Here is a 16,965-nt window from a genome sequence, read left to right as displayed (position 1 = left end):
ATATACATGACTTGTCCGGCGGTGGTCGCCGGATACCACAGAGGAGAGCGAGATGCCTGTCATCTCAATCACTCTGCGGTGGAAGAGCCTGACGATCACCATCGTCCTGTTCTTCTAACCCAGAGGGGCCGGGTGGGGTGGTTCAGACCTCACCCGGTTCCCAACGGAGAATGTAGGACGGACTGGGAGGCGCCGCAATGGACACCTCGTACCCCGACAATCAGATGCTTCGAGCGCAGCACCTGTTCAATGTGCGAAGCCTTATCGGTCTCACCCAGCAAGAGATGGCCGACAACCTCGGGCTGAGCCTGCGCGCCTACAGCGATCTTGAGAACGCCATCTCAAAGATTCGCACCCTGCACGTCCTGGCCGTGGATCAGCTTGCCCTGTGGGAGGCCGTACGCCGTAACGATAGGTCGTTACTTCCAGCGCGGCTTCGGATGGATCTGATGGATGCGGTCGCCCTGATGCGGGCCGGGGCGCCCTAACCGGCTGAGTTTGGGGCGCAACTTTCCAACGGTGAGAAGCGGCAGGGCCTATGTCGGCCTCACGTCCGTTCTCGCGCTCGACCCGTCCGTATTGTTCTGCAATCTGCGCAGGGCGGACAATAGCGCTGCCCTATCGCGGGTCAAGGGCTCGATAGACGTCATGCCGCCCTATGCACATGGTCGAAGGGGTAGCGAACCTCGGTTGTGCTGCCGAGCAGGCTGATCTCGACCACCACCTCTTCCGCCTGCATGTCAGTGAAGAGGGCGCGCGCCGTGAAGCCAGCCATGGGTCCGACCGCGACCTTGAGGGTATCGCCGGGCTCGAACGGCGCCGTCGGCGCGTGCATCGTCGCCCCGCTGCGCTCGGCGTCCGCCATGCCCTCCAGCCACGCCAAACCGACCCGCCCGATCGCCAGGGCGCCCCGCATGTTGGAGCCGAGAATGCTGGTGAGGCCGTGCCGGTTGCGGCCCTCGGCGTCGCGTTCGCGCAGCAGGGCCAGTTCCTCGTCACCGATGCCGCCGGGGGCGCCGACGAAGAGGTAGGAGCGCATCGCCGGGCGCTGGAACTCGCGCCGGGGCAGCTTGAGGTTTCCACGCTCCGGCCGGCGCCAAAAGAACTCGCAAGGGACGTATGTGAGGAACGGTGCTCCCTCGACCTCACGTAGGCTCTTCGCCGCCTTCAGCTCGCGCTGCGGCGCCGTCATGCAGACGTACCAGCGCTTCCCGGCCGCAGTGATGTCCGGCACCTTGTTCCGCTCTTCCTTGGACAGCGGCACCTCGGCCGCGATCTTGGCGTCGTGCTGCGGCGTGGCCTTGGCGTCGAAGCCTCGTCCGTTCCGGCTGGCAGGCATGGCGGCTGTTCCTCGATACGCTACGAGAGGGGGTGGCGTGGGGCGGCGGTCAGGACCGCAGGAAATCCTGCGCGAGCCGGGCGAGCCCCTTCGGCGTAACCCGGACCTGCGTGCAGACGCGCTCGGTGCCATCGCCGCGGTGCTGAACCGTGACCTTGTGCTCGAGGAGGCCAGCTGCGATGCGGGCCTAATAGCCAAGGTCCTCGCGGGCGCCGGCCCGGCGGTAGATCCAGGCGCGGGTGCGCAGGTGCTTGAACAGGTCGGTGGGGCGCAGCTGCAGGTTCTTGGCGGCCTCCGTGATGCACATGGAGCCGTCAGCTTCGGCGATGCGCTTGTAGGCCTCGACCTTGGGCGCCTGAAACGCGATCCGCTCGGCCTGCTGGCGCACCTGCCCGCTGAGGCGCTCGTTCTCTTCGGCCTTGTCGGCGGCGAGGCGCAGGGCCTCGGCGAAGGTTTGCGGCAGGGCGGCCGCCGCCCGATTCCGCAGTTCGGCCTCCATCGCGTTGAACCGCTCGATGTAGGCCTCCTTGAACACCGCAGCGGCCGGTCCGGTGAAGCCCATCACGAGGAACGCGAAGCCGTCCTTCGTCATCGTGACGTGCGAGGTCGTCTCGCCGGTTAAGTCGTTGATTTTGAACGGCTGAAAATTCAGCCCCCGAAATCTGGGGCTGCAATGTAGGTTGGTGATGGCCTGTAGGACGTTCTTGTGATCCTTCCGGAAGTAGGCGGCCACGTCGCGGCTGTCCGCGCGGAGCTGATCGCCCACGAGGCGGACGATCGGTTGACGGTCGGCGCCGCCGGGCTGCATGTCGGTCTCGGTCATCTCGTTCTCGCTCGATTCGGGGTGGTCGCTGATCCCTCGTTGGCGCGAGGGGTTGGAAAAGGCGGCGAGGTGGGCTTGCAGGCTTGAGCCTCGCCGCCGGCTGATGTCGCGAGTGCGGTCAGTGCTTACCCAGTATAGGCGCGCTAATCGCTCCCGCAGCGCGTTCTGCACAACTTCATTCGTTCCTCGCTAGATGTAGTGGTTTGTGCAGAAATCTGTGCGGAGTTCAGGATGTCGCAGAGGCGGACCGCTGTGCCGCAATCCTCGCCTTCCGCTCCGCCTCGGCGGCCTGGAAGCGGCGGACGTGCTCCAGATGCTCCGCTTGGCTGCCCCGGCTCGCCGCGGCCGTCAGATCGGCGTCGAGGCGCCGGCCGGCCTCTGCGATGGAGGCGATGAGCGCCTCGGCCTCGGCAGCGCCCTTGTCGCGCTCGGCTTGGGTCGGCGGCGGCTTCGGGGCCGGCAGGAGACGGGCGCTGAGGATGATGCGCAGTTCGCGCTCCTCCATCCGCAACTGGCCGAACGCCTCTTCCGCCGCGCGGGCCAGTTCCGGCGCATCCGGCGGAAACCGGCAGTTGGCCCACCGGATCAGTCCCTTCGACCACGCGAGGCACGCCCGACTGACGGCCTCGACGGGCAGGTGATCGACGGCCTGAACCATCGCCGTCAGGGTCAGCGCGAACGTTTCCCGGTCCAGTGCACGCAAGGTGCCGAAGCCGTAGGCGAAGCCGTGAAGCCGGTCCTTGATCGCCTCGCGGCTGCCCGGCTGCATCGCGTCCTGCAGCGCCTTCCGCCGGGCGGCGAGGCCGCGGCGCTCGTCATCCGTGGGCGCGTCGCTGCGGGAAATCGAATACCGTCCGGGCGCCTCCTCCTTCACCGCGCGGGTCAGCGCCTTCAGCCGGGCCTGAGCGGCCGCAGGCATCTCCGGGAGCATGTCCGCCACCGGCGCGGGCAGGCTCGGCGTCCAGGTCGAGGGTACGGTCATCGAAGCCTCCTCGGCGCTTGTCGTGGAATCGCTCGTGGGCGTGCTGGGTGAGGCCGCTGACGCGCTGGCCGGATGCCGGGCCGCGCGGACCGGGCGGCGGAGGCTCGGGCCGGCCGCACTCGCGGTTCGCCTCGCGGCGCATCCAACCGTCGTGGGTCGCGTCCCAATCGGCGCGGACCTCGCCCTTGCTCTCGGCCCAGGTCCGCATCTCGACCGCCGTGCGGTGCATCCACACGAGCGGTCGGCCGAGTTCGACCCTGACCCGCTCGCTCCGTTCCCCGGGCTGCCAATCGACCGGCAAAGCCCGCTTCCGGGCCGCTCGGGTTTTTCTCGTCGGGGCTGCTGACCCGTCAGGGTCAGCGGGGAAGGTTTCAGGGTGGGGGGTTGAGTTATTTATCTTGGGGGGGGGAGTAACGCCTCGTCACGCTCCGTAACGCCGCGTAACGCGTTACTTCCGTTATGACGCTCCCTAAACCGGCGCTGCCGCTCCGCATTGGCCTCGCGCTTCGCCTCCGCCGCGGCCTCGGCCTTGGCCGCACGCTCAGCCTCGACCCGCTCCGCCGCAGCGATGGCGGCCTGCCCGCGGGCAAGCTCCAGTGCCACACGCTGCAGCAGCTCGGGATCGAGCCCAGCGCGGACGAGGTCCGCTATGAGGCTGATGTCGGCCACTCCGCACCTACTCCGCAGCAACCAGCTGACGATGGGATTCTGCCGCACGGGCCTTGGCCTCTGCGCAGCAGTCGATGTCGTCGCAGGCCCACACGCCCCGACGGTTGCGGAAGACGCCGAAGCCGAAGCAGCCGGCCTCTACGAGACCGCAGATATCGCAGTCTGCTTGGCGTGGGGCGGCGGCCTGGACCGAAGGCAGCACAAGCCCGGGATCAAGGTGCTCGGCATCGCCGACGAGCTTCGGACGCGGGCCGGCGCGCATGGTTCAGCGCCCGATCGACGCGGCGGTCATGTGCGGCAGGTCGAGATGCCCCGGCATGAGCATCTGGCCCTCGCGCTTTAGGCGCCGCCTCTCCGCAGGTGTGGTCGGCTTGGCCTCGCGGGCGGCCTTCTCCAGGATCTCGGCGCCCGTGAGCGGCGCGAGCTTGTCCTTGCGCGTCCGCTTCTTCTTGGTCTCAGCCTGCGGTTCGGTCACGGTCTCGGGCATTGGACGGCTCTTCTGGCATGAGGAGGAGGGGTCAGACGCGCATCGGCATCAGGACGGCCATGGCGCCGGGGATCGCGGCGTCGGGCAGGATGCGGATCGGGTTGCCGGGCCCGGTGATCTGCAGACGCAGGCTCTTCGAGCCGATGCGGGCGGCGGCGCGGGCCATCCCGGCGAGGTATTCGGCGTTCATGCCGATGCTCTCGGCGCCCAACTCGCCTTCGCAGGCCAGCCGCGTCGCGACCTTGCCGAGGTCAGGGTTGTTGCTGGTGACCCGCAGGCCGCCGTCGCAAGGTTCCAGCTTCACGGCGCGTCCGCGCTCGGTGGTGTTGGCGCGAGCAAGTTGGAGCACGCGGTCGAGCGCCGCGAGGCTGATCGTAACTTCGGCGCCGCCCTCGGCCGGGACGACCCGGCGCCAGTCCGGGAAGGTGCCGTCGATGAGCTTGCAGCGGAGCCGAGCGTCGCCCGCGACTATCTCCATCTTGACCGGACCGCCCTTACCGTCCGGAGCGAGGTACGCCGTGATCTTGGCCTCACCCGTGCCGATCAGCGGCAGGGCCAGCCGCACCGCGTCGCGCGGGACGATGATCGGCGCCCGGTCGGCGCTCTGGCCGGCGAGGTTGTGTGTGCGGCTGACGAGGCGGTGCCCATCCGTGGCAACCGCGATGGCCTGCCCGTCCTTCACCTCGAAGCAGACGCCGTTGAGGTAGTAGCGGGTCTCCTCGGTGCTCATGGCGTCGGCTGCGCCGCCGATGAGGTAGGCGAACACGCCCTCCGGCAGGGTCAGCGCCCAGGCGAGACTATCGACGCTGAGCACCGGGTGATCGACGGATGGCAGAGAGCCGAACGTCGCCTCCGTGTCGCCGGCCGTCAGGGTCACGATGCCGTCGGCGTCGCCCGCGAGAGCGATTGTTTCGACGTCGAGCGCCCTCAGCATGTCGCGCAGCCGGTGGGCGGGCAGGCAGGCCGCGCCCTCTCCGCGCGCCTCAATTTCGACCCGCATTTCGCAGTCGAGATTCGTGCCGGTGACGGCCAGCGTGCCGAAGCCCATGGCGAGATTGACGAAGGACAGGATCGGGATGGTGTTGCGCCGCTCGACCGCGCGGGCGGCCTCCTTGACTGCGCGCAGCAGCTCGGCGCGCGGCGCCTCCACGCGGAACGGCGCTGCCTCGTTGGTCTTCTTGCTCATGACGGGCTCCGGGGTGTGGAAGGGCGGGCGCGCGTCGCGTGCCGATCGTCCTGCATTCGCGCGCGGACCCAGCAGACCTGCGGCTCAGTGAGGCCGATGGCCTCGGCGATGGTCAGGGTGTCGTGGCCCTTGGCCCAGCGGTTCGCGATCTCGGCGCGGTTGCGGGGCGTGTCGGGCCAAGTGTCGGCGGCGGATGCCGGCGCGGTCATCGCGACGCCCCCGCGAGCACGGTCTCGACCTGTCCCAGGCTCAGCCCGAGGGCGACGGCGATGTAGGCGGGGCTCTGGTTGAGCCGGGCGCGGGTCTCAATCTCGGCGGCGTCTTCGGCCTCGACCGCGAGGGCGCTGAGGATCATGCGGACGCCGGCGGCCGAGCGGTCGATGTCGACGCGGGGATGGCTGGGCACGTACCGCTGCCCGTCATCGGCGATGATGCCGGCGGCAACCGCCACGTCGAGGCACGGCTTCACCCGGTTGTCGATGTCGCCCGAAAAGGGCGGCAGGCGGAGGGTGACGGCGCACGGGCCGGCGATGCGGCCGGGGCGCGGGTTCGCCGTGCAGATCTCGAGGACGGCGCTGTCCCGCCAGCGGCGGTAGCGCGGCGTCTTCACGCGACCGCGGCCGGGCGCGTTGAAGAACAGGCTGTTGGTGCTCGGCGGCAGCGCGAAGCCAATTTCGACCGAGGGCACGATTCGACGCTGGGCGTAGACCGGGCGCTCCTCGGCCTTGAGGCGCGCGCCCGTGCGTCGGTATGGGGAGCCGGGCGCGCGCATGGGCGTCAGGCCGCGAGGGAGTCGTCGGTGGGGACGGCGCCGCCCGCGCTCGGACCGGCCTCGGCTTCCGGCGCCGCGCCGCCGCGGCCGAGCCCCGCCGCCTTCGCCAGTTCGGAGCGCGCCGCCGAGTAGTTCGGCGAGACGAGTGGATAGTCGACGGGCAGGCCGAACCGGGCGCGGTAGCTCTCCGGGGTGAGCCCGTGGGTGCGCAGGTGGCGACGCAGCGTCTTGTAGGGCTTGCCGTCGAGGAAGGAGATCAGCGCGTCGGGCGTGATCGACTTCTTGATCTGCGCCGCGCTGGGCATCTCGGTCTCGGGCTGATCCGCGACGGTGGAGCCGGGGCGGGCGGGCGGAACCTGCGCGTCCTCGGCAAGCGCCGCCCGCACCGACCGGATCAGGCCGGGTAGCTCGCCGGCAGGCAGCGGGTTGTTCGAGACGTAGGCGGCGAACAGGTCGGCGGTGCGATCCAGCGTCGGATCGAAGACGGCGCAGGCTTCGAGGATCGGGAACGGCTTGTCGTCGTCGGCCATGGCGGGCCTCCTGTGGGTGATGAAGAGCCGGGAGCCGCCCGGCGGCGGGATTGATGAGGCGTCAGCCGGAGGCGGGCGGCGGCGCAACGCGCGGCACGCCGAAGCTCCTGCGGTGCGGGGCGCCGATGACGTGCTGGCCAGGGCCGAGCACGGTGATCACCACACCGTTATCGACGACGAAGGTGCCGGTGTCGGCCTCGCGAAGGTCGCCGTAAGCGACGAGCGAGGCGACGGCTTCCTCGCGCAGCTTCTCGCGGAAGCCTTCCACGTCGATGCCGTGGATGCGCTCAAGCCAGCGCAGCAGCGCATGATCGGTGATGGACAGAGGGTAGCGCGTCATTGGTCGCCCCCGCCGCCGAGACGGGCGTGGAGCGCCTGCGCCTCCGTCAGGAGTTTCTGTGCCTTGTCAGCCAGCGCCACACTTTGCGGACCGCGAAGGTTGCGAGCTCTCTCCATCTCGCGGGTGAGCGCGTCGATTTCATTCTGCAGGTCCTCGACGGCGTACTCGGTCAGGCGCAGGCGAAGGTCGTAGTCTAGGCCCTTCAGGCGCTCGCGCATGAGATTGTAGAGCGTGCCGGGCGCCCAGCCGATCCGGCGAGCCAGCCGGTCACGCGCCTCATCGGCGTTGCCGCCATGGCGCGCCCGCTCGCGAGCGATGCAGGTGCCCGCCAAGGTGCGAGCCTCCTCAAGATAGACGCCCGCGCTCACGCGCCGCCTCCCTGGATGAATTGTCCGCCGTTGCTGGATGCCCATGCCATCGGTCCCGTGGTCGATTGCGCTCGACCACGGAGGACGGGTTGCGGATGGAGGGCTCGGAGAGACGCACGACACGCAGGGGCGCGACCGGACACGGCTTGGCAGCAGAGCCGGGCGCGCAGGAACAGACCGACGCCACGGGCGGCAACCCGACGGCGACGAAGACGAGCGACACTGCTGGCAAGCGCGGTCGCAAGATGATGAACGGGGTGAAGCGCGCGCACGGCTGGCGCGTGCAGGAGGGGAAGCGCGATGGAGGCTGACGACGACAGCGGCGCGGCCGCTTCGCTCCTGGCGCTGCATGCCATGGCGACGTGGCTGGTGCAGCGGGAGATGGAGCGGGCGCCCGAGGCGCGGGCGGGCCTGCTGACGCACGTCGAGATCGCGATGGCCGCGGTGGTGCGGCGCGATCCGGCCTTGCTCGGCGCGGCGCAGGCGGCGTGCGCGTCGGTGGCGCGGGCGGCCGGGGCGAGCGAGGCGCCGGCGGGGCTGCAATAGGGTGCGCCCGGTCCCGGTGACGCGGGAACGAGAACGGGGACCGAGCGCGGTCCGGCGGCAGGCCGGGGGGCTGGCTGCCGCTGGATGGGGGAAAGGGATGCGAAGCGCTGCGCCATCACACCGGCTCCAGACCGAAGCGGCGGCAGGCGAGAACGATGTCGCGGCGGCTGAACGCACCGGTGGCGTCGCAGAAGCGCTTGCGCTCGCGCTCGACTACGGTGCGACCCCGACCGAAGGCGTGAGCCACCTCCGACTCGCTCAACCCGCCGGCCAGCATGCGCGCGACCAGCAAGGTGCGCGGCGACAAGCCGTCGATGCCGGCGTCCGGCCGGACGCGGCTGCGCGGCAGGTCGTTGACGAGTTCGGTGGAGGCGAAGGTCATCGACCGGCCTCCGCGACAGCGCGATTGCAGGCCGCGAAGAACCGCTCGATGCGCAGGGCGTTCGCCCGCAGCGCTTCCAACGGCCGACGTTCGAGGTGGTAGGAGACCGTCGCCGAGTGCCGGCCGGCACGGCGGGCAATCTCCTTGACGGAGACGCCCTCGGCGTCCTGAGAGCGCCAGAGCTTGCGCTGGGAGCCGAGGACGGGACGCTGGGCCCTCACGGCTCCGCCCTCCCGAGATGCAGAACCGGGAGATCGCCGCGAGAGGCGGCGGCGCGCAGGGCGAGACCATCGAGGATGGCGATCGTCATGGCCGCGGCCAGGGCGAAGACGGTGAGGCGAAAGAGGATGGGGCGGGTCGTCATGCCGACCTCGCCGAAAGGCAGGCACAACCGGGTCGGACGTCAGCGGCCCGCGCCGCCCGGTCGTGCTGCTCTACATCAACGGGTTGCGACACACCGACGATGGAGCTGAGAATGAGACGTTCACGCATCACGGCGCTCCTCAATCCTGAGAAGACCGTTGCTCAATTGACTGTTGAGGGACTCGACCAATCGAAGGCGCAATTCACGTTTGACGCTGCGGCCTTGGATGACGCTCTTGAGAGTTTGATACGAGCTCGCGAAGAGATGCAGCCAGCGCAGAACACAACAATGGACGAGGGACAACTTGCTGTTGTTACGCCATACGTGGACCCGATGTGGAGCGTCTCCGCCGAGACGATCGGCGGCCTGCGAATTCTGAGTTTTCGCCATCCTGGCATAGGGTGGGTTCATTTTGCTCTGCCACCCACAAGTGTCAGTGGCATTTTGACAAATCTTACTGCGTCCGTTCCTGACCGACCGTACAATCCAGGCTCCTAAAGCCTGCATCAAAGCATCGAGGCAGACCGTAATCCGCACGCTGCTGCCTGCCTCACGGAGGTCAAAGAGTTGATTTTGGCCAGCTCGTGAAAACTGAAGACTATGCTCACGGCAGACGGTGACGATGTCGCGGCTTTTGCCGCCCCCGCCAGCGCTTGCCGTGCAGCTGTTGACGAACTCGATGTAGCTGCCGGGGCCGACCGGCACGTTCGGAGTCGTGGCCGCGCTCATGCTGCGACCTCAGGAGTGGAGGGGGTGGGCCTTCCACCATGGGGGCCGGGGCGGTTGAGCATCGACGACGTGGGCGCGTCCCAGAGATCGGGGCGCAGTCTCCACCTTGGGATTGCGCCGCTGGTGGCGCGCTCGATCTTGACTGCCATCTCACCAGAGACCCGGCCGGCCGTTTTGGCCTTCCAGATGGCTCCCTGCGTGACGCCGCACGCGACCCCGAGCTTGGCTTCCGAGCCAAGCATGGTGATCGCCGCTTGAATGAGAGATCGCGCGCTCATGGTCGGAGATATAACTACCTGCGTGGTCGGTAGTCAACCACCATGTTGTCGAAGCGCGTCAACGACCGAGGTAGTATGGTGCGATGCTATGACGTGGCACGACCAAATCCGAGAGGCGCGCACGAAGCGCGGCCTGAGCCAGGGAAAGCTGGCAAAGGCCGTGGGTGTATCGCAGGCGATTATCGGCAAGATTGAACTGAGGCAGGTCGAGTCGACGAAGGCGCTTGGAGCGCTGATCGAGTTTTTGGGGCTCGATCGTGCCGACTTCCCGGAGGAGGCGTTTGGGCAAGTCGCGCTTCCCGCGACCGACAGCGCGCCTACCGAAGCGAGCCCATTGCCGCTCCCAGAGTACGCTCGCGATCCGGCCTACTGGGCTATGGCCGCGGGCTTGGTCGGCGATGTGCCCCTCTATGCTGCGGCAGAAGGAGGCGCCGGTACGATCCTGATTGATCGCGACAGCATCGGGTCCGAGCGCCGACCGCCCGAATTGCAGGGCGTAAAGAACGGATATGCAATTCTCGTGGTTGGAACGTCAATGACTCCCGAATTCGAGCCGGGCGATACGCTCTATATCAACCCGCGCCTTCCGGTAATTCCTAACACGTCTTGCGTATTTTACAGCAACAAAAATGAGGAGCCCACCGCTACGGTGAAGCGTTTCTTGGGTGAGCGCGGAGATATGTGGCTCGTTCGTCAGCACGAGCCCAAAAAAGACTTTGAGCTTGATGCCGAGGAATGGGCTGTCCGACATCGCATCGTTTCGAAAAAACTCCGCTGAAGCTCAGAATGGCAGGTCGTCCAGGCCCTCGATGCTGCCGTAGGATTTGACGATCACCGGCTCATCAAATTCGCCGGTCGCAATCGTCCCAGATCGCGCCAACACCACGACCGACGGCTTTCGCCTCGCCAGTCGCTCCGCGGTTCGTAGGGCAGCTGCCTCGCTGCGTGCTTCAAGCGGCTGGTCCATCTGAAGTCGGCCTCCCTGGAAGCTGAAGCTCTGGATGACGTAGAAAATCGCCTGGTCGCTGCTCGCCGACATCTTCGCCCCCATGGTGCTGGCAACGGCCATGTTCCTGTTTCGTTCCGGTTGCGGTCAATCCCTAACTCATGGGGATAGTTGTGGGTAACTACCTGTTTGCTTGAGCGCCCACTCAGGTAGTTGACAATTAACAACCTAGGTCGTAGCTTGCCTCTATCGCTTCTCGCGGTGGAGCCCATCCCGATGTCCAACAAGTCGATCGACTGGCGCGCCGCCCGGTCGCAGATGCGCAACGGCCGTAAGCCGATGCCGGAGGTTCGGGAGGAGCGCCTGCGCACGATGGTGGGCCTGCGCGGGTCGCCGGCCGTAGCGCTGTCGGCGTGGCGCGGGCGCTCCGGCCGCCGCTACGTCGTCGGCGTCCACACCATTGGCTTTGCGGATGCCATCGACGCCGTGCCCGCCGTCCTGATCGCGGTCAGCCGCAACGCCTCGGGCATTGCCGAGCCGATGGACGCTCGCAACGTCCCGACCCGTGAAGCCGCCGAGACCTGGATCTCAGCCGCCCGCGAAGCTGGCGCCACCGAGATCCACGTTCACCGTCTCGCCGAGGGTGACGACGAGCGCGACGCTCTCGTCAACGACCTCCTGTTGCCCGCCACCGAGACAGAGGCCGCGTGATGGCTTCCGATCTCATCGCCTCGGCCCGTCTGCCCGACGCGCTCGACACCCTCCAGATGCTCGCGACCGTCGCCCATGACCGGGTTTGCGTCGTCGAGGGCGCGGCTTCCAAGGCCATCGTCGCCGAGGACCGCCGCGCCGGCCTGCTCACGGTCGCTGCCGACTTCCGCGCCCTCGCCGAACGCATGGAGGCCGCGGCCGCCGAGGTCGCCCTCAACGCCATCGCCGAAGGCCTTGCCGGCGCCATTGGCGAGCCGCCCGCCGTCGCTCGCGCCGCCTGACTCGGCCGCCGCCCACTCTTCCCCTTCGCCGTGCCTGCCCCGCCCCCTCAAGCCGCCCGAGGTCCGCCCATGTGCGCGCCGTTTAGCCCCACCGACACCGCCGTGACGTCCGAGCCCGCTCTCACCTCCCTCGATCTCGCCGACGCCGCTGGCCGCACCTGCGTGGCCATCGCCGGCATCGTGGAGATCGTCCGCCGCATCGCCATCGACGACGCGACTGGCGCGCAGCTCGGCCCCCGTGGCGCCCATCACGCCGTCCTGGCTCGGATGCGGTTCGAGGAGGAGGTGATCGCCCTGCGCGCCACGCTCTGCAACGCACTCGCCGGAACGGCTGTCACCTACGCTGGCGAGACGGATTTCGCCCGGGCGCTCACGGACCGCATCGAGCGCAACAACCGGGCGATCCTCTCGACCGCGATGCGCCGGGTCGACACGGCCGAGGCCGCGGACGCCGCGCTGACGGCCAACGCCCACGATCGCGGCGACGCCATCACCGCCGCCCTCTACGGCACCACCGCGATCGCGCCCTGTGCCGATCTCACCCGTGAGGCGGATCGGTTCGACTACGGGAAGTCGGCGGCGGCCAACGCCTCGTTCGCCCACGGCACGCACGAGCGCGGCTTCGTCAGCCCGGCTGCGGCCTGACCGCCATGGCCGACGCCGCGCCCTGGATCGCGCTCGCCGCGTCGCTGGCGTTCCTCGCCGTCTCGATCCGCGTCCTGCTCTGGATCGCGGACCGGCCGCCGATCGTCCGCCACCGCACCGTGATCGGCGTGTGCGCCCGGCTCGACCTCGCGCCGCCCGCCAACCGCAACCAGCCCCGTCCGGAGATCTTCGATGACACCGCGTCCGTCGGCGGTTGAGCCGCGCCTGAACCCGAGCACCGTCCTGGCCATCGTGATCGCTGGGCCGGGCGCGTGGATCGCTGCCGCGGTCGGTGCCGCCCTCTGCGCCCGCGCGCATGGATGGCTGTGATGCAGCGCAAGCTCTCCGTCCCGGCCGCGCGGCGGCACTTCTCTGGCATCCCGCGTGCCTACACGCGCGAGTTGGCCGAGCCCCGAACGGTCGCCGCCCTTCGCCACGTGCTGGCCGGCCGCGAACGCTCCCCGGATGACGTCATCCAGGCGTGCCGCGACATTCGACTCGGGCTGATGTCGAGCCGGACGGTGAACATGCCCGGCATGCTCGACTGCCTGGGCGGGCTCGGGCTCGCCCGTCTGCACGGCAGGCAGGTCTCGTTGCGGGCGGCCGCGCGAGATCTGATGGAAGATGCCGACGCGCGGAGGCTGTGGTGACCGCCCGCCTCGCCCATCTCCCGCTCCCGGCCGCCTACGGCCAGCGCCCTGACGGCACGACATGGATCAGCTTTGGCGATCCCGCCAAGGGCCGGCATATCCAGATCGACGGACCGCTCTGCGCGAAGGCCGCGGCCGACATCTGCCGCGCCGTGAACGCCTTCGGCCCGGCCGCCTTCGCCCTCGAAGCCGTCCGCTCCGACTGCCGCGATCCCGACACCGATACCGCTCTCGCGCCTGCCACCGGTGAGCTTGTCGAGGCGGCCCTTGCAGCGATGGAGGGGCGAGCGTGAGCGGCAAGCACTGGCGCGCCTGGGGCGTGCTCTTCCGGTCTCAGAACCGCCTTGATGGCAGCAGCGCCTTCCTCGTGGGGACGACACTGCACCCCTGCAGGACGATGCTCTTCACGACCCGTCGTGAGGCGAGAGCCTTCATCGCTGCCGAGTACGGCTACATCCGCGAGCGCAAGGATCTGCGCGACGAGCCGCACGGCTGGCGCATGCCGGTGCCCGTTCAGGTCGATGTCCGGATCTCGAAGCGCGGAGCGCTCCCGTGATCCGCTGCGACGCCGTCACCTACGAGGACGTCGGCACCACGCCGCGCCGGCCCCTCACGCCTTCGCAGAAGCTCGAGCTCTACGAGCAGCAGAAGGGCATCTGCCCGCTGTGCGGCCTCTTCATGCGGCCGGGCAAGCGGCTGATCGACGAGCACCTGCGCGCGCTCGGCCTCGGCGGCAGCAACGACTTCGGCAACCGGGCCATCGTCCACGAGGCCTGCGCTCTCGCCAAGACGCACGGGCCGACCGGCGACCTCACGGTGATCGCCGACGCCAAGGCGCAGAAGCGCGCGATCCTCGGCTTCGAGCGGCCGAAGGGCCGGCCTCTACCCGGCACCAAAGCCTCCGGCCTCAAGCGCGGCTTCGACGGCCGCGTCACCCGCCGCTGAACCCACCCGCATCAGGATAGGCGCTCACCGATGCCGAAGCCCATTAACCCTGACGACCGTTTGATCGGCCAGCGCATCGCCGCCGCCCGATCGCGCAAAGGCCTGCCGCAGCGCGAGACCTCCGTGGCGTTCGGTTGGCCGCCCGGCGTGCTCAGCGAGGTCGAGCGCGGCACTCGCCCACTGGCCGCCTCCGCCCTCGTGGAGATCGCGCGCTTCCTCGGCGCCGACGCTGGATATCTCCTGACCGGCAAAGCCGGCAGCCACGTGCTCTCGCCGCGGGAGCAGCGGCATATCCAGAATTGCCGCCGGCTCGCACCTGCGCGCTTCGACGCCCTGGAACGCATCGTCGATTGCCCGGAGGCGCGCACATGCTGAGCGCCGCCGATTTCGCCGGCTTTGACCTCTCCGGGCTCTCCTCCGGCCTCCAGAGCATGGTGGTGCGCCAGGATCGCTACCGCCGCGAGGCGGCTAGCATCGGCGTCCGCCCCGACTGCCCGGAGACCTACCGGCTTGTGCAGGCGGCCGAGCGCGACGCCGCGGTGCTGGCCGACGCCGAACGGTTGGTCGCCCTCGTTCGCCAGTTCGCTGCCGACGAGAGCACCCGGCCGGCGGCGCCCGTGCTGCGGCTGGTGCGAAAGGACGACGTCGCGCCCGCGCCCGACCAGCCGACCGCTCGCAGCCTCGTCCGGCGGGCCCTGGCCGCGATTTCCGGCGCCCGATCCGGCGAAACGTCGAACTGCCCCGCCCTTTCCCCCGAATCCCATCACCTCACGACCCTCGCCGCGAGAGCGGGCGAGGATGGGGGGAGGGACGCGTGAGCGAGCCCCTGCACGTCCTTGATCTTTTCAGCGGCATTGGCGGCTTCAGCCTCGGGCTGGAGCGCACGGGTGGCTTCAGAACCGTAGCCTTCTGCGAAATTGATCCCTTCTGCCGGCGCGTGCTGGCGAAGCACTGGCCGGAGGTCCCCTGCTACGATGACATCCGCACCCTCACAGCCGATCGCCTCCGCGCAGATGGAATTGCCGTGGATGTCATCTGCGGGGGCTTTCCGTGCCAAGACATCAGCAACGGGGGGCATCGCGTCGGGATCGGGGGCGAGCGATCGGGCTTATGGTCGGAAATCGCCCGTCTTTCTGGCGAACTACGACCCGACTTCATCATCTTGGAGAACGTTGCAGCACTGCTTGGTCGAGGGCTTGGCCGGGTTCTCGGAGACTTGGCCGCGCTCTGGTATGATGCGGAGTGGCACTGCCTTTCTGCTTCCGACCTTGGCGCCCCGCATGAACGGGACCGCATCTGGATTGTGGCCTACCCCGAGACACTGCGACGGGACGAAGGGCAGTGGGGCGCGGAAGGGTGGGGGCGGCTCCTATGGGCTGGGATACACGATAGCCCGAGCGCTTGGTCTTCGGCAGCAAACAACCACGAAGTTCGATCCGGGCTTGTCCGAATTGTTCATGGGCTTCCCGATCATGTGGACCGCCTTGGAGTTCTCGGAAACGCTGTCGTCCCGCAAATCCCGGAAATGATCGGTCGCGCGATCTTGGCATCACGCGCTCCGTGCATTGCGGAGGCCGCGCCATGATCGTCGCCCTCATCCTCTACCCCGCCGCAATCATCGCGCCCGCTCCGACCTACCGCGGCCACGACGCCTGCATCGCCGCCGGTCGTGCGGCTGCCACGCGCGGACAGGCGCGGACGTGGGCGTGTGTGAGCGTCAGCGTTCGGTCTCGCGCGAACTCTCACCGAGATGACCGCGGAGGCGCGCTGTGAGCGAGATAGCTTTCGACTGGGTCGAACTTCCTGTCGGCCCTCAGCCGCTTCCCGAGTGGCTGCTCGGCGCCACGGTCCGCTGGAACGAGGGCTACGCGAATGCTCCCGACCTGTGGCTGATGGCTGATCGGCCACTGCGCGATTGGCCTGGACAGTCCTTCGTTCGCGAAGGGGGCGCGCTGGTCGCCCGGCATCCAGACGGCCGGATCCATCAGTGGGGCTTCCAAGGCGAGTTCGTCGAGACGGAACAAACGCGCTACGTCGCCGGCCAAGCCGAGCGCTTCATAATCCCGGCGACGCCGCCGAGCGAAGGTTGCGGCGGTTGGGCGGTGGATTGTCTGATGGCAGAAGGCCCCTACGCAGGCCGCCACGTCAGGATCAGGGGGCCGTGGGGCATCGGCCAGCCCGACGGCTACATTGATGTTTGCCACACCGTCCGCACGCCCGCCATCATCTGCGGCGCGCCGAGCCACAAGGAAGAGATTGGTCTCGCCGGCCTCGGGATCACGCACGACCTTTTCCTGCGCGTCGTCGCGCGGTTTCTACCGCACTGCCGGGTCGCCCGCATCTTGCGGCTGGGCTGGCGCGACCGCCTGGAGATCGTAGACGGCTCCTGGGACGAGCCGAAGACCGTGCGCCTGAATCGGCCACGAGCGCCGTCCTCACGCCCTCAGGCCGCGGAGTAGCCCCCATGCCCACCACTCAGGGCCGGGAGACGGCCGCCATAGGACAGGCGGAGGCGAAACCCGTCCGTCTGCAACTGAGCCGGAAGAAGGGGTTCGATCTCCAGGCGCACAGCCGGGCGGTGAACGGGCTGCCCGCGGTGAGCGTCGCGCGTCCTGGCATTCTCGGAAACCCCTTCGTGCACGCGACCGACCCGGCACAGGCCGTTGAGGCGTTTGATCGGCTGTGTCGCGGCGGCACCCAGAGCTTCCAGTGCAGCCCCGACGGCCTGCACTTCGCCGGTAGTATACACGCGAACGCCCTGCATTGGGCCTGGAGCGAGTGGCTGCGAGATCATGGGTTGCCGGCCATTCGAGGCAAGAACCTCGCTTGCTGGTGCGCCGTCGGCTCGCCCTGCCACGCCGACGTGCTCTTGCGCCTCGCGAACGGCCCCGTCTGCGACGACCCACTCCCGACCGGAGCGGATGCCGGGGAGGGACGGCACGCCCTTGCGCCTTCCGCAAGTTCAAATCCCACCGCAGCACGGGAGCATTGA

Annotated in this window: 33 protein-coding genes and 2 pseudogenes; 17 read left to right on the top strand and 18 right to left on the bottom strand. The window is 68.6% G+C overall.

Features of this window, described 5'->3' with window-relative positions; translation table 11 throughout:
* The first annotated feature begins 197 nt into the window (after positions 1-197).
* Positions 198-488, top strand: a complete 291-nt coding sequence (locus tag HNR00_RS17495; protein ID WP_183571629.1) for a helix-turn-helix domain-containing protein — start codon at positions 198-200, stop codon at positions 486-488.
* A 158-nt stretch (positions 489-646) separates the two neighbouring features.
* On the opposite strand, the gene nusG is transcribed toward HNR00_RS17495, so the two are convergent.
* From nusG to HNR00_RS17430, 12 genes and pseudogenes are all read right to left on the bottom strand, one after another.
* Positions 647-1,339, bottom strand: coding sequence for a transcription termination/antitermination protein NusG (nusG, locus tag HNR00_RS17490; RefSeq protein ID WP_183571627.1), 693 nt, complete (start codon positions 1,337-1,339; stop codon positions 647-649).
* A gap of 49 nt (positions 1,340-1,388) precedes the next feature.
* Positions 1,389-2,147: pseudogene (locus tag HNR00_RS17480) on the bottom strand (Rha family transcriptional regulator).
* A 241-nt stretch (positions 2,148-2,388) separates the two neighbouring features.
* A complete protein-coding gene (locus HNR00_RS17475) occupies positions 2,389-3,144 on the bottom strand; it encodes a hypothetical protein (protein WP_183571623.1) in 756 nt (251 codons plus the stop codon).
* A gap of 393 nt (positions 3,145-3,537) precedes the next feature.
* On the bottom strand, positions 3,538-3,813 hold the full coding sequence (locus tag HNR00_RS17470) for a hypothetical protein (RefSeq protein WP_183571621.1): 276 nt from the start codon (positions 3,811-3,813) through the stop codon (positions 3,538-3,540).
* Positions 3,814-3,820: 7 nt separating this feature from the next.
* Positions 3,821-4,075 (bottom strand): hypothetical protein, encoded by a 255-nt coding sequence (locus HNR00_RS17465; RefSeq protein WP_183571619.1) that lies wholly within the window; start codon positions 4,073-4,075, stop codon positions 3,821-3,823.
* A 3-nt stretch (positions 4,076-4,078) separates the two neighbouring features.
* Positions 4,079-4,300 (bottom strand): hypothetical protein, encoded by a 222-nt coding sequence (locus tag HNR00_RS17460; protein ID WP_183571617.1) that lies wholly within the window; start codon positions 4,298-4,300, stop codon positions 4,079-4,081.
* A 31-nt stretch (positions 4,301-4,331) separates the two neighbouring features.
* A complete protein-coding gene (gene dnaN, locus HNR00_RS17455; protein ID WP_183571615.1) occupies positions 4,332-5,486 on the bottom strand; it encodes a DNA polymerase III subunit beta in 1,155 nt (384 codons plus the stop codon).
* Positions 5,483-5,695 carry a hypothetical protein gene (locus tag HNR00_RS17450; protein ID WP_183571613.1) on the bottom strand — a complete coding sequence of 71 codons (213 nt, stop codon included), beginning with the start codon at positions 5,693-5,695 and terminating at the stop codon, positions 5,483-5,485. The genes dnaN and HNR00_RS17450 overlap by 4 nt, the downstream gene beginning before the upstream one ends.
* Complete coding sequence (locus HNR00_RS17445) at positions 5,692-6,258, bottom strand: RusA family crossover junction endodeoxyribonuclease (protein WP_183571611.1); 567 nt, start codon at positions 6,256-6,258, stop codon at positions 5,692-5,694. Before HNR00_RS17445 ends, HNR00_RS17450 begins: the two co-directional genes overlap by 4 nt.
* 5 nt (positions 6,259-6,263) lie before the next feature.
* The gene (locus HNR00_RS17440) at positions 6,264-6,788 is read right to left on the bottom strand and encodes a Ros/MucR family transcriptional regulator (RefSeq protein WP_183571609.1); all 525 of its coding nucleotides are present in this window, start codon (positions 6,786-6,788) and stop codon (positions 6,264-6,266) included.
* A gap of 61 nt (positions 6,789-6,849) precedes the next feature.
* On the bottom strand, positions 6,850-7,128 hold the full coding sequence (locus tag HNR00_RS17435) for a hypothetical protein (protein ID WP_183571607.1): 279 nt from the start codon (positions 7,126-7,128) through the stop codon (positions 6,850-6,852).
* Entirely contained in the window at positions 7,125-7,496 is a 372-nt protein-coding gene (locus HNR00_RS17430) for a hypothetical protein (protein ID WP_183571605.1), read from the bottom strand. Before HNR00_RS17430 ends, HNR00_RS17435 begins: the two co-directional genes overlap by 4 nt.
* 146 nt (positions 7,497-7,642) lie before the next feature.
* Here HNR00_RS17430 and HNR00_RS17425 point away from each other — a divergent pair, with 146 nt between their 5' ends.
* Positions 7,643-7,807, top strand: a complete 165-nt coding sequence (locus HNR00_RS17425) for a hypothetical protein (RefSeq protein ID WP_183571603.1) — start codon at positions 7,643-7,645, stop codon at positions 7,805-7,807.
* Positions 7,797-8,042, top strand: coding sequence for a hypothetical protein (locus HNR00_RS17420; protein WP_183571601.1), 246 nt, complete (start codon positions 7,797-7,799; stop codon positions 8,040-8,042). Before HNR00_RS17425 ends, HNR00_RS17420 begins: the two co-directional genes overlap by 11 nt.
* Before the next feature lie 115 nt (positions 8,043-8,157).
* On the opposite strand, the gene HNR00_RS17415 is transcribed toward HNR00_RS17420, so the two are convergent.
* From HNR00_RS17415 to HNR00_RS26080, 5 genes are all read right to left on the bottom strand, one after another.
* Complete coding sequence (locus tag HNR00_RS17415) at positions 8,158-8,424, bottom strand: hypothetical protein (RefSeq protein WP_183571599.1); 267 nt, start codon at positions 8,422-8,424, stop codon at positions 8,158-8,160.
* Entirely contained in the window at positions 8,421-8,645 is a 225-nt protein-coding gene (locus HNR00_RS17410) for a helix-turn-helix domain-containing protein (protein ID WP_183571597.1), read from the bottom strand. The genes HNR00_RS17415 and HNR00_RS17410 overlap by 4 nt, the downstream gene beginning before the upstream one ends.
* The gene (locus tag HNR00_RS17405) at positions 8,642-8,788 is read right to left on the bottom strand and encodes a hypothetical protein (RefSeq protein WP_183571595.1); all 147 of its coding nucleotides are present in this window, start codon (positions 8,786-8,788) and stop codon (positions 8,642-8,644) included. The genes HNR00_RS17410 and HNR00_RS17405 overlap by 4 nt, the downstream gene beginning before the upstream one ends.
* A 120-nt stretch (positions 8,789-8,908) precedes the next feature.
* A complete protein-coding gene (locus tag HNR00_RS17400; protein WP_183571593.1) occupies positions 8,909-9,517 on the bottom strand; it encodes a hypothetical protein in 609 nt (202 codons plus the stop codon).
* Positions 9,514-9,795 (bottom strand): transcriptional regulator, encoded by a 282-nt coding sequence (locus HNR00_RS26080; protein WP_183571591.1) that lies wholly within the window; start codon positions 9,793-9,795, stop codon positions 9,514-9,516. The genes HNR00_RS17400 and HNR00_RS26080 overlap by 4 nt, the downstream gene beginning before the upstream one ends.
* Before the next feature lie 88 nt (positions 9,796-9,883).
* On the opposite strand from HNR00_RS26080, the gene HNR00_RS17390 reads away from it, so the two are divergent.
* A complete protein-coding gene (locus HNR00_RS17390) occupies positions 9,884-10,573 on the top strand; it encodes a helix-turn-helix domain-containing protein (protein ID WP_183571589.1) in 690 nt (229 codons plus the stop codon).
* A 3-nt stretch (positions 10,574-10,576) separates the two neighbouring features.
* Here HNR00_RS17390 and HNR00_RS17385 read toward each other — a convergent pair whose 3' ends face one another.
* Positions 10,577-10,864 (bottom strand): hypothetical protein, encoded by a 288-nt coding sequence (locus HNR00_RS17385; RefSeq protein WP_183571587.1) that lies wholly within the window; start codon positions 10,862-10,864, stop codon positions 10,577-10,579.
* Positions 10,865-11,017: 153 nt separating this feature from the next.
* Between HNR00_RS17385 and HNR00_RS17380 the strand changes: the two genes are divergently transcribed.
* The 13 genes and pseudogenes from HNR00_RS17380 to HNR00_RS17320 form a co-directional block, all read left to right on the top strand.
* On the top strand, positions 11,018-11,452 hold the full coding sequence (locus HNR00_RS17380; RefSeq protein WP_246390764.1) for a hypothetical protein: 435 nt from the start codon (positions 11,018-11,020) through the stop codon (positions 11,450-11,452).
* Positions 11,452-11,733: a hypothetical protein gene (locus HNR00_RS17375; RefSeq protein WP_183571585.1), complete on the top strand. Its 282-nt coding sequence runs from the start codon at positions 11,452-11,454 to the stop codon at positions 11,731-11,733. The genes HNR00_RS17380 and HNR00_RS17375 overlap by 1 nt, the downstream gene beginning before the upstream one ends.
* Positions 11,734-11,802: 69 nt before the next feature.
* Positions 11,803-12,378, top strand: a complete 576-nt coding sequence (locus tag HNR00_RS17370) for a hypothetical protein (protein WP_183571583.1) — start codon at positions 11,803-11,805, stop codon at positions 12,376-12,378.
* Positions 12,379-12,383: 5 nt separating this feature from the next.
* Positions 12,384-12,596: a hypothetical protein gene (locus HNR00_RS17365; RefSeq protein WP_183571581.1), complete on the top strand. Its 213-nt coding sequence runs from the start codon at positions 12,384-12,386 to the stop codon at positions 12,594-12,596.
* Between the two features lie 111 nt (positions 12,597-12,707).
* On the top strand, positions 12,708-13,028 hold the full coding sequence (locus tag HNR00_RS17360; RefSeq protein ID WP_183571579.1) for a hypothetical protein: 321 nt from the start codon (positions 12,708-12,710) through the stop codon (positions 13,026-13,028).
* The gene (locus HNR00_RS17355; RefSeq protein ID WP_183571577.1) at positions 13,025-13,321 is read left to right on the top strand and encodes a hypothetical protein; all 297 of its coding nucleotides are present in this window, start codon (positions 13,025-13,027) and stop codon (positions 13,319-13,321) included. The genes HNR00_RS17360 and HNR00_RS17355 overlap by 4 nt, the downstream gene beginning before the upstream one ends.
* The gene (locus tag HNR00_RS17350; protein WP_183571575.1) at positions 13,318-13,584 is read left to right on the top strand and encodes a hypothetical protein; all 267 of its coding nucleotides are present in this window, start codon (positions 13,318-13,320) and stop codon (positions 13,582-13,584) included. Before HNR00_RS17355 ends, HNR00_RS17350 begins: the two co-directional genes overlap by 4 nt.
* Positions 13,581-13,973: an HNH endonuclease gene (locus HNR00_RS17345; protein ID WP_183571573.1), complete on the top strand. Its 393-nt coding sequence runs from the start codon at positions 13,581-13,583 to the stop codon at positions 13,971-13,973. The genes HNR00_RS17350 and HNR00_RS17345 overlap by 4 nt, the downstream gene beginning before the upstream one ends.
* 60 nt (positions 13,974-14,033) lie before the next feature.
* Positions 14,034-14,348: a helix-turn-helix domain-containing protein gene (locus tag HNR00_RS17340; RefSeq protein WP_183571571.1), complete on the top strand. Its 315-nt coding sequence runs from the start codon at positions 14,034-14,036 to the stop codon at positions 14,346-14,348.
* Entirely contained in the window at positions 14,342-14,791 is a 450-nt protein-coding gene (locus tag HNR00_RS17335; RefSeq protein ID WP_183571569.1) for a hypothetical protein, read from the top strand. The genes HNR00_RS17340 and HNR00_RS17335 overlap by 7 nt, the downstream gene beginning before the upstream one ends.
* Positions 14,788-15,558 carry a DNA cytosine methyltransferase gene (locus tag HNR00_RS17330; protein WP_312886077.1) on the top strand — a complete coding sequence of 257 codons (771 nt, stop codon included), beginning with the start codon at positions 14,788-14,790 and terminating at the stop codon, positions 15,556-15,558. Before HNR00_RS17335 ends, HNR00_RS17330 begins: the two co-directional genes overlap by 4 nt.
* Before the next feature lie 184 nt (positions 15,559-15,742).
* Complete coding sequence (locus tag HNR00_RS17325; protein ID WP_183571567.1) at positions 15,743-16,432, top strand: hypothetical protein; 690 nt, start codon at positions 15,743-15,745, stop codon at positions 16,430-16,432.
* A gap of 5 nt (positions 16,433-16,437) precedes the next feature.
* A pseudogene (locus tag HNR00_RS17320) lies at positions 16,438-16,875 on the top strand (DUF4326 domain-containing protein); the annotation flags it as partial.
* Between the last annotated feature and the right edge of the window lie 90 nt (positions 16,876-16,965).

Origin of the sequence: Methylorubrum rhodinum (assembly GCF_014199935.1) — a bacterium.
In the GTDB taxonomy this organism is placed as follows: Bacteria; Pseudomonadota; Alphaproteobacteria; order Rhizobiales; family Beijerinckiaceae; genus Methylobacterium; species Methylobacterium rhodinum.
Note: the sequence above shows the minus strand (reverse complement) of the source record. Positions and strands in the feature narration are given on the sequence as shown.

Coding starts and splice junctions, on each gene's coding strand:
- HNR00_RS17495 (WP_183571629.1), top strand. CDS start 198: ATGGACACCTCGTACCCCGACAATCAGATGCTTCGAGCGCAGCACCTG.
- nusG (WP_183571627.1), bottom strand. CDS start 1,339: ATGCCTGCCAGCCGGAACGGACGAGGCTTCGACGCCAAGGCCACGCCG.
- HNR00_RS17475 (WP_183571623.1), bottom strand. CDS start 3,144: ATGACCGTACCCTCGACCTGGACGCCGAGCCTGCCCGCGCCGGTGGCG.
- HNR00_RS17465 (WP_183571619.1), bottom strand. CDS start 4,075: ATGCGCGCCGGCCCGCGTCCGAAGCTCGTCGGCGATGCCGAGCACCTT.
- HNR00_RS17460 (WP_183571617.1), bottom strand. CDS start 4,300: ATGCCCGAGACCGTGACCGAACCGCAGGCTGAGACCAAGAAGAAGCGG.
- dnaN (WP_183571615.1), bottom strand. CDS start 5,486: ATGAGCAAGAAGACCAACGAGGCAGCGCCGTTCCGCGTGGAGGCGCCG.
- HNR00_RS17450 (WP_183571613.1), bottom strand. CDS start 5,695: ATGACCGCGCCGGCATCCGCCGCCGACACTTGGCCCGACACGCCCCGC.
- HNR00_RS17445 (WP_183571611.1), bottom strand. CDS start 6,258: ATGCGCGCGCCCGGCTCCCCATACCGACGCACGGGCGCGCGCCTCAAG.
- HNR00_RS17440 (WP_183571609.1), bottom strand. CDS start 6,788: ATGGCCGACGACGACAAGCCGTTCCCGATCCTCGAAGCCTGCGCCGTC.
- HNR00_RS17435 (WP_183571607.1), bottom strand. CDS start 7,128: ATGACGCGCTACCCTCTGTCCATCACCGATCATGCGCTGCTGCGCTGG.
- HNR00_RS17420 (WP_183571601.1), top strand. CDS start 7,797: ATGGAGGCTGACGACGACAGCGGCGCGGCCGCTTCGCTCCTGGCGCTG.
- HNR00_RS17415 (WP_183571599.1), bottom strand. CDS start 8,424: ATGACCTTCGCCTCCACCGAACTCGTCAACGACCTGCCGCGCAGCCGC.
- HNR00_RS17405 (WP_183571595.1), bottom strand. CDS start 8,788: ATGACGACCCGCCCCATCCTCTTTCGCCTCACCGTCTTCGCCCTGGCC.
- HNR00_RS17400 (WP_183571593.1), bottom strand. CDS start 9,517: ATGAGCGCGGCCACGACTCCGAACGTGCCGGTCGGCCCCGGCAGCTAC.
- HNR00_RS26080 (WP_183571591.1), bottom strand. CDS start 9,795: ATGAGCGCGCGATCTCTCATTCAAGCGGCGATCACCATGCTTGGCTCG.
- HNR00_RS17390 (WP_183571589.1), top strand. CDS start 9,884: ATGACGTGGCACGACCAAATCCGAGAGGCGCGCACGAAGCGCGGCCTG.
- HNR00_RS17385 (WP_183571587.1), bottom strand. CDS start 10,864: ATGGCCGTTGCCAGCACCATGGGGGCGAAGATGTCGGCGAGCAGCGAC.
- HNR00_RS17380 (WP_246390764.1), top strand. CDS start 11,018: ATGTCCAACAAGTCGATCGACTGGCGCGCCGCCCGGTCGCAGATGCGC.
- HNR00_RS17375 (WP_183571585.1), top strand. CDS start 11,452: ATGGCTTCCGATCTCATCGCCTCGGCCCGTCTGCCCGACGCGCTCGAC.
- HNR00_RS17370 (WP_183571583.1), top strand. CDS start 11,803: ATGTGCGCGCCGTTTAGCCCCACCGACACCGCCGTGACGTCCGAGCCC.
- HNR00_RS17365 (WP_183571581.1), top strand. CDS start 12,384: ATGGCCGACGCCGCGCCCTGGATCGCGCTCGCCGCGTCGCTGGCGTTC.
- HNR00_RS17360 (WP_183571579.1), top strand. CDS start 12,708: ATGCAGCGCAAGCTCTCCGTCCCGGCCGCGCGGCGGCACTTCTCTGGC.
- HNR00_RS17335 (WP_183571569.1), top strand. CDS start 14,342: ATGCTGAGCGCCGCCGATTTCGCCGGCTTTGACCTCTCCGGGCTCTCC.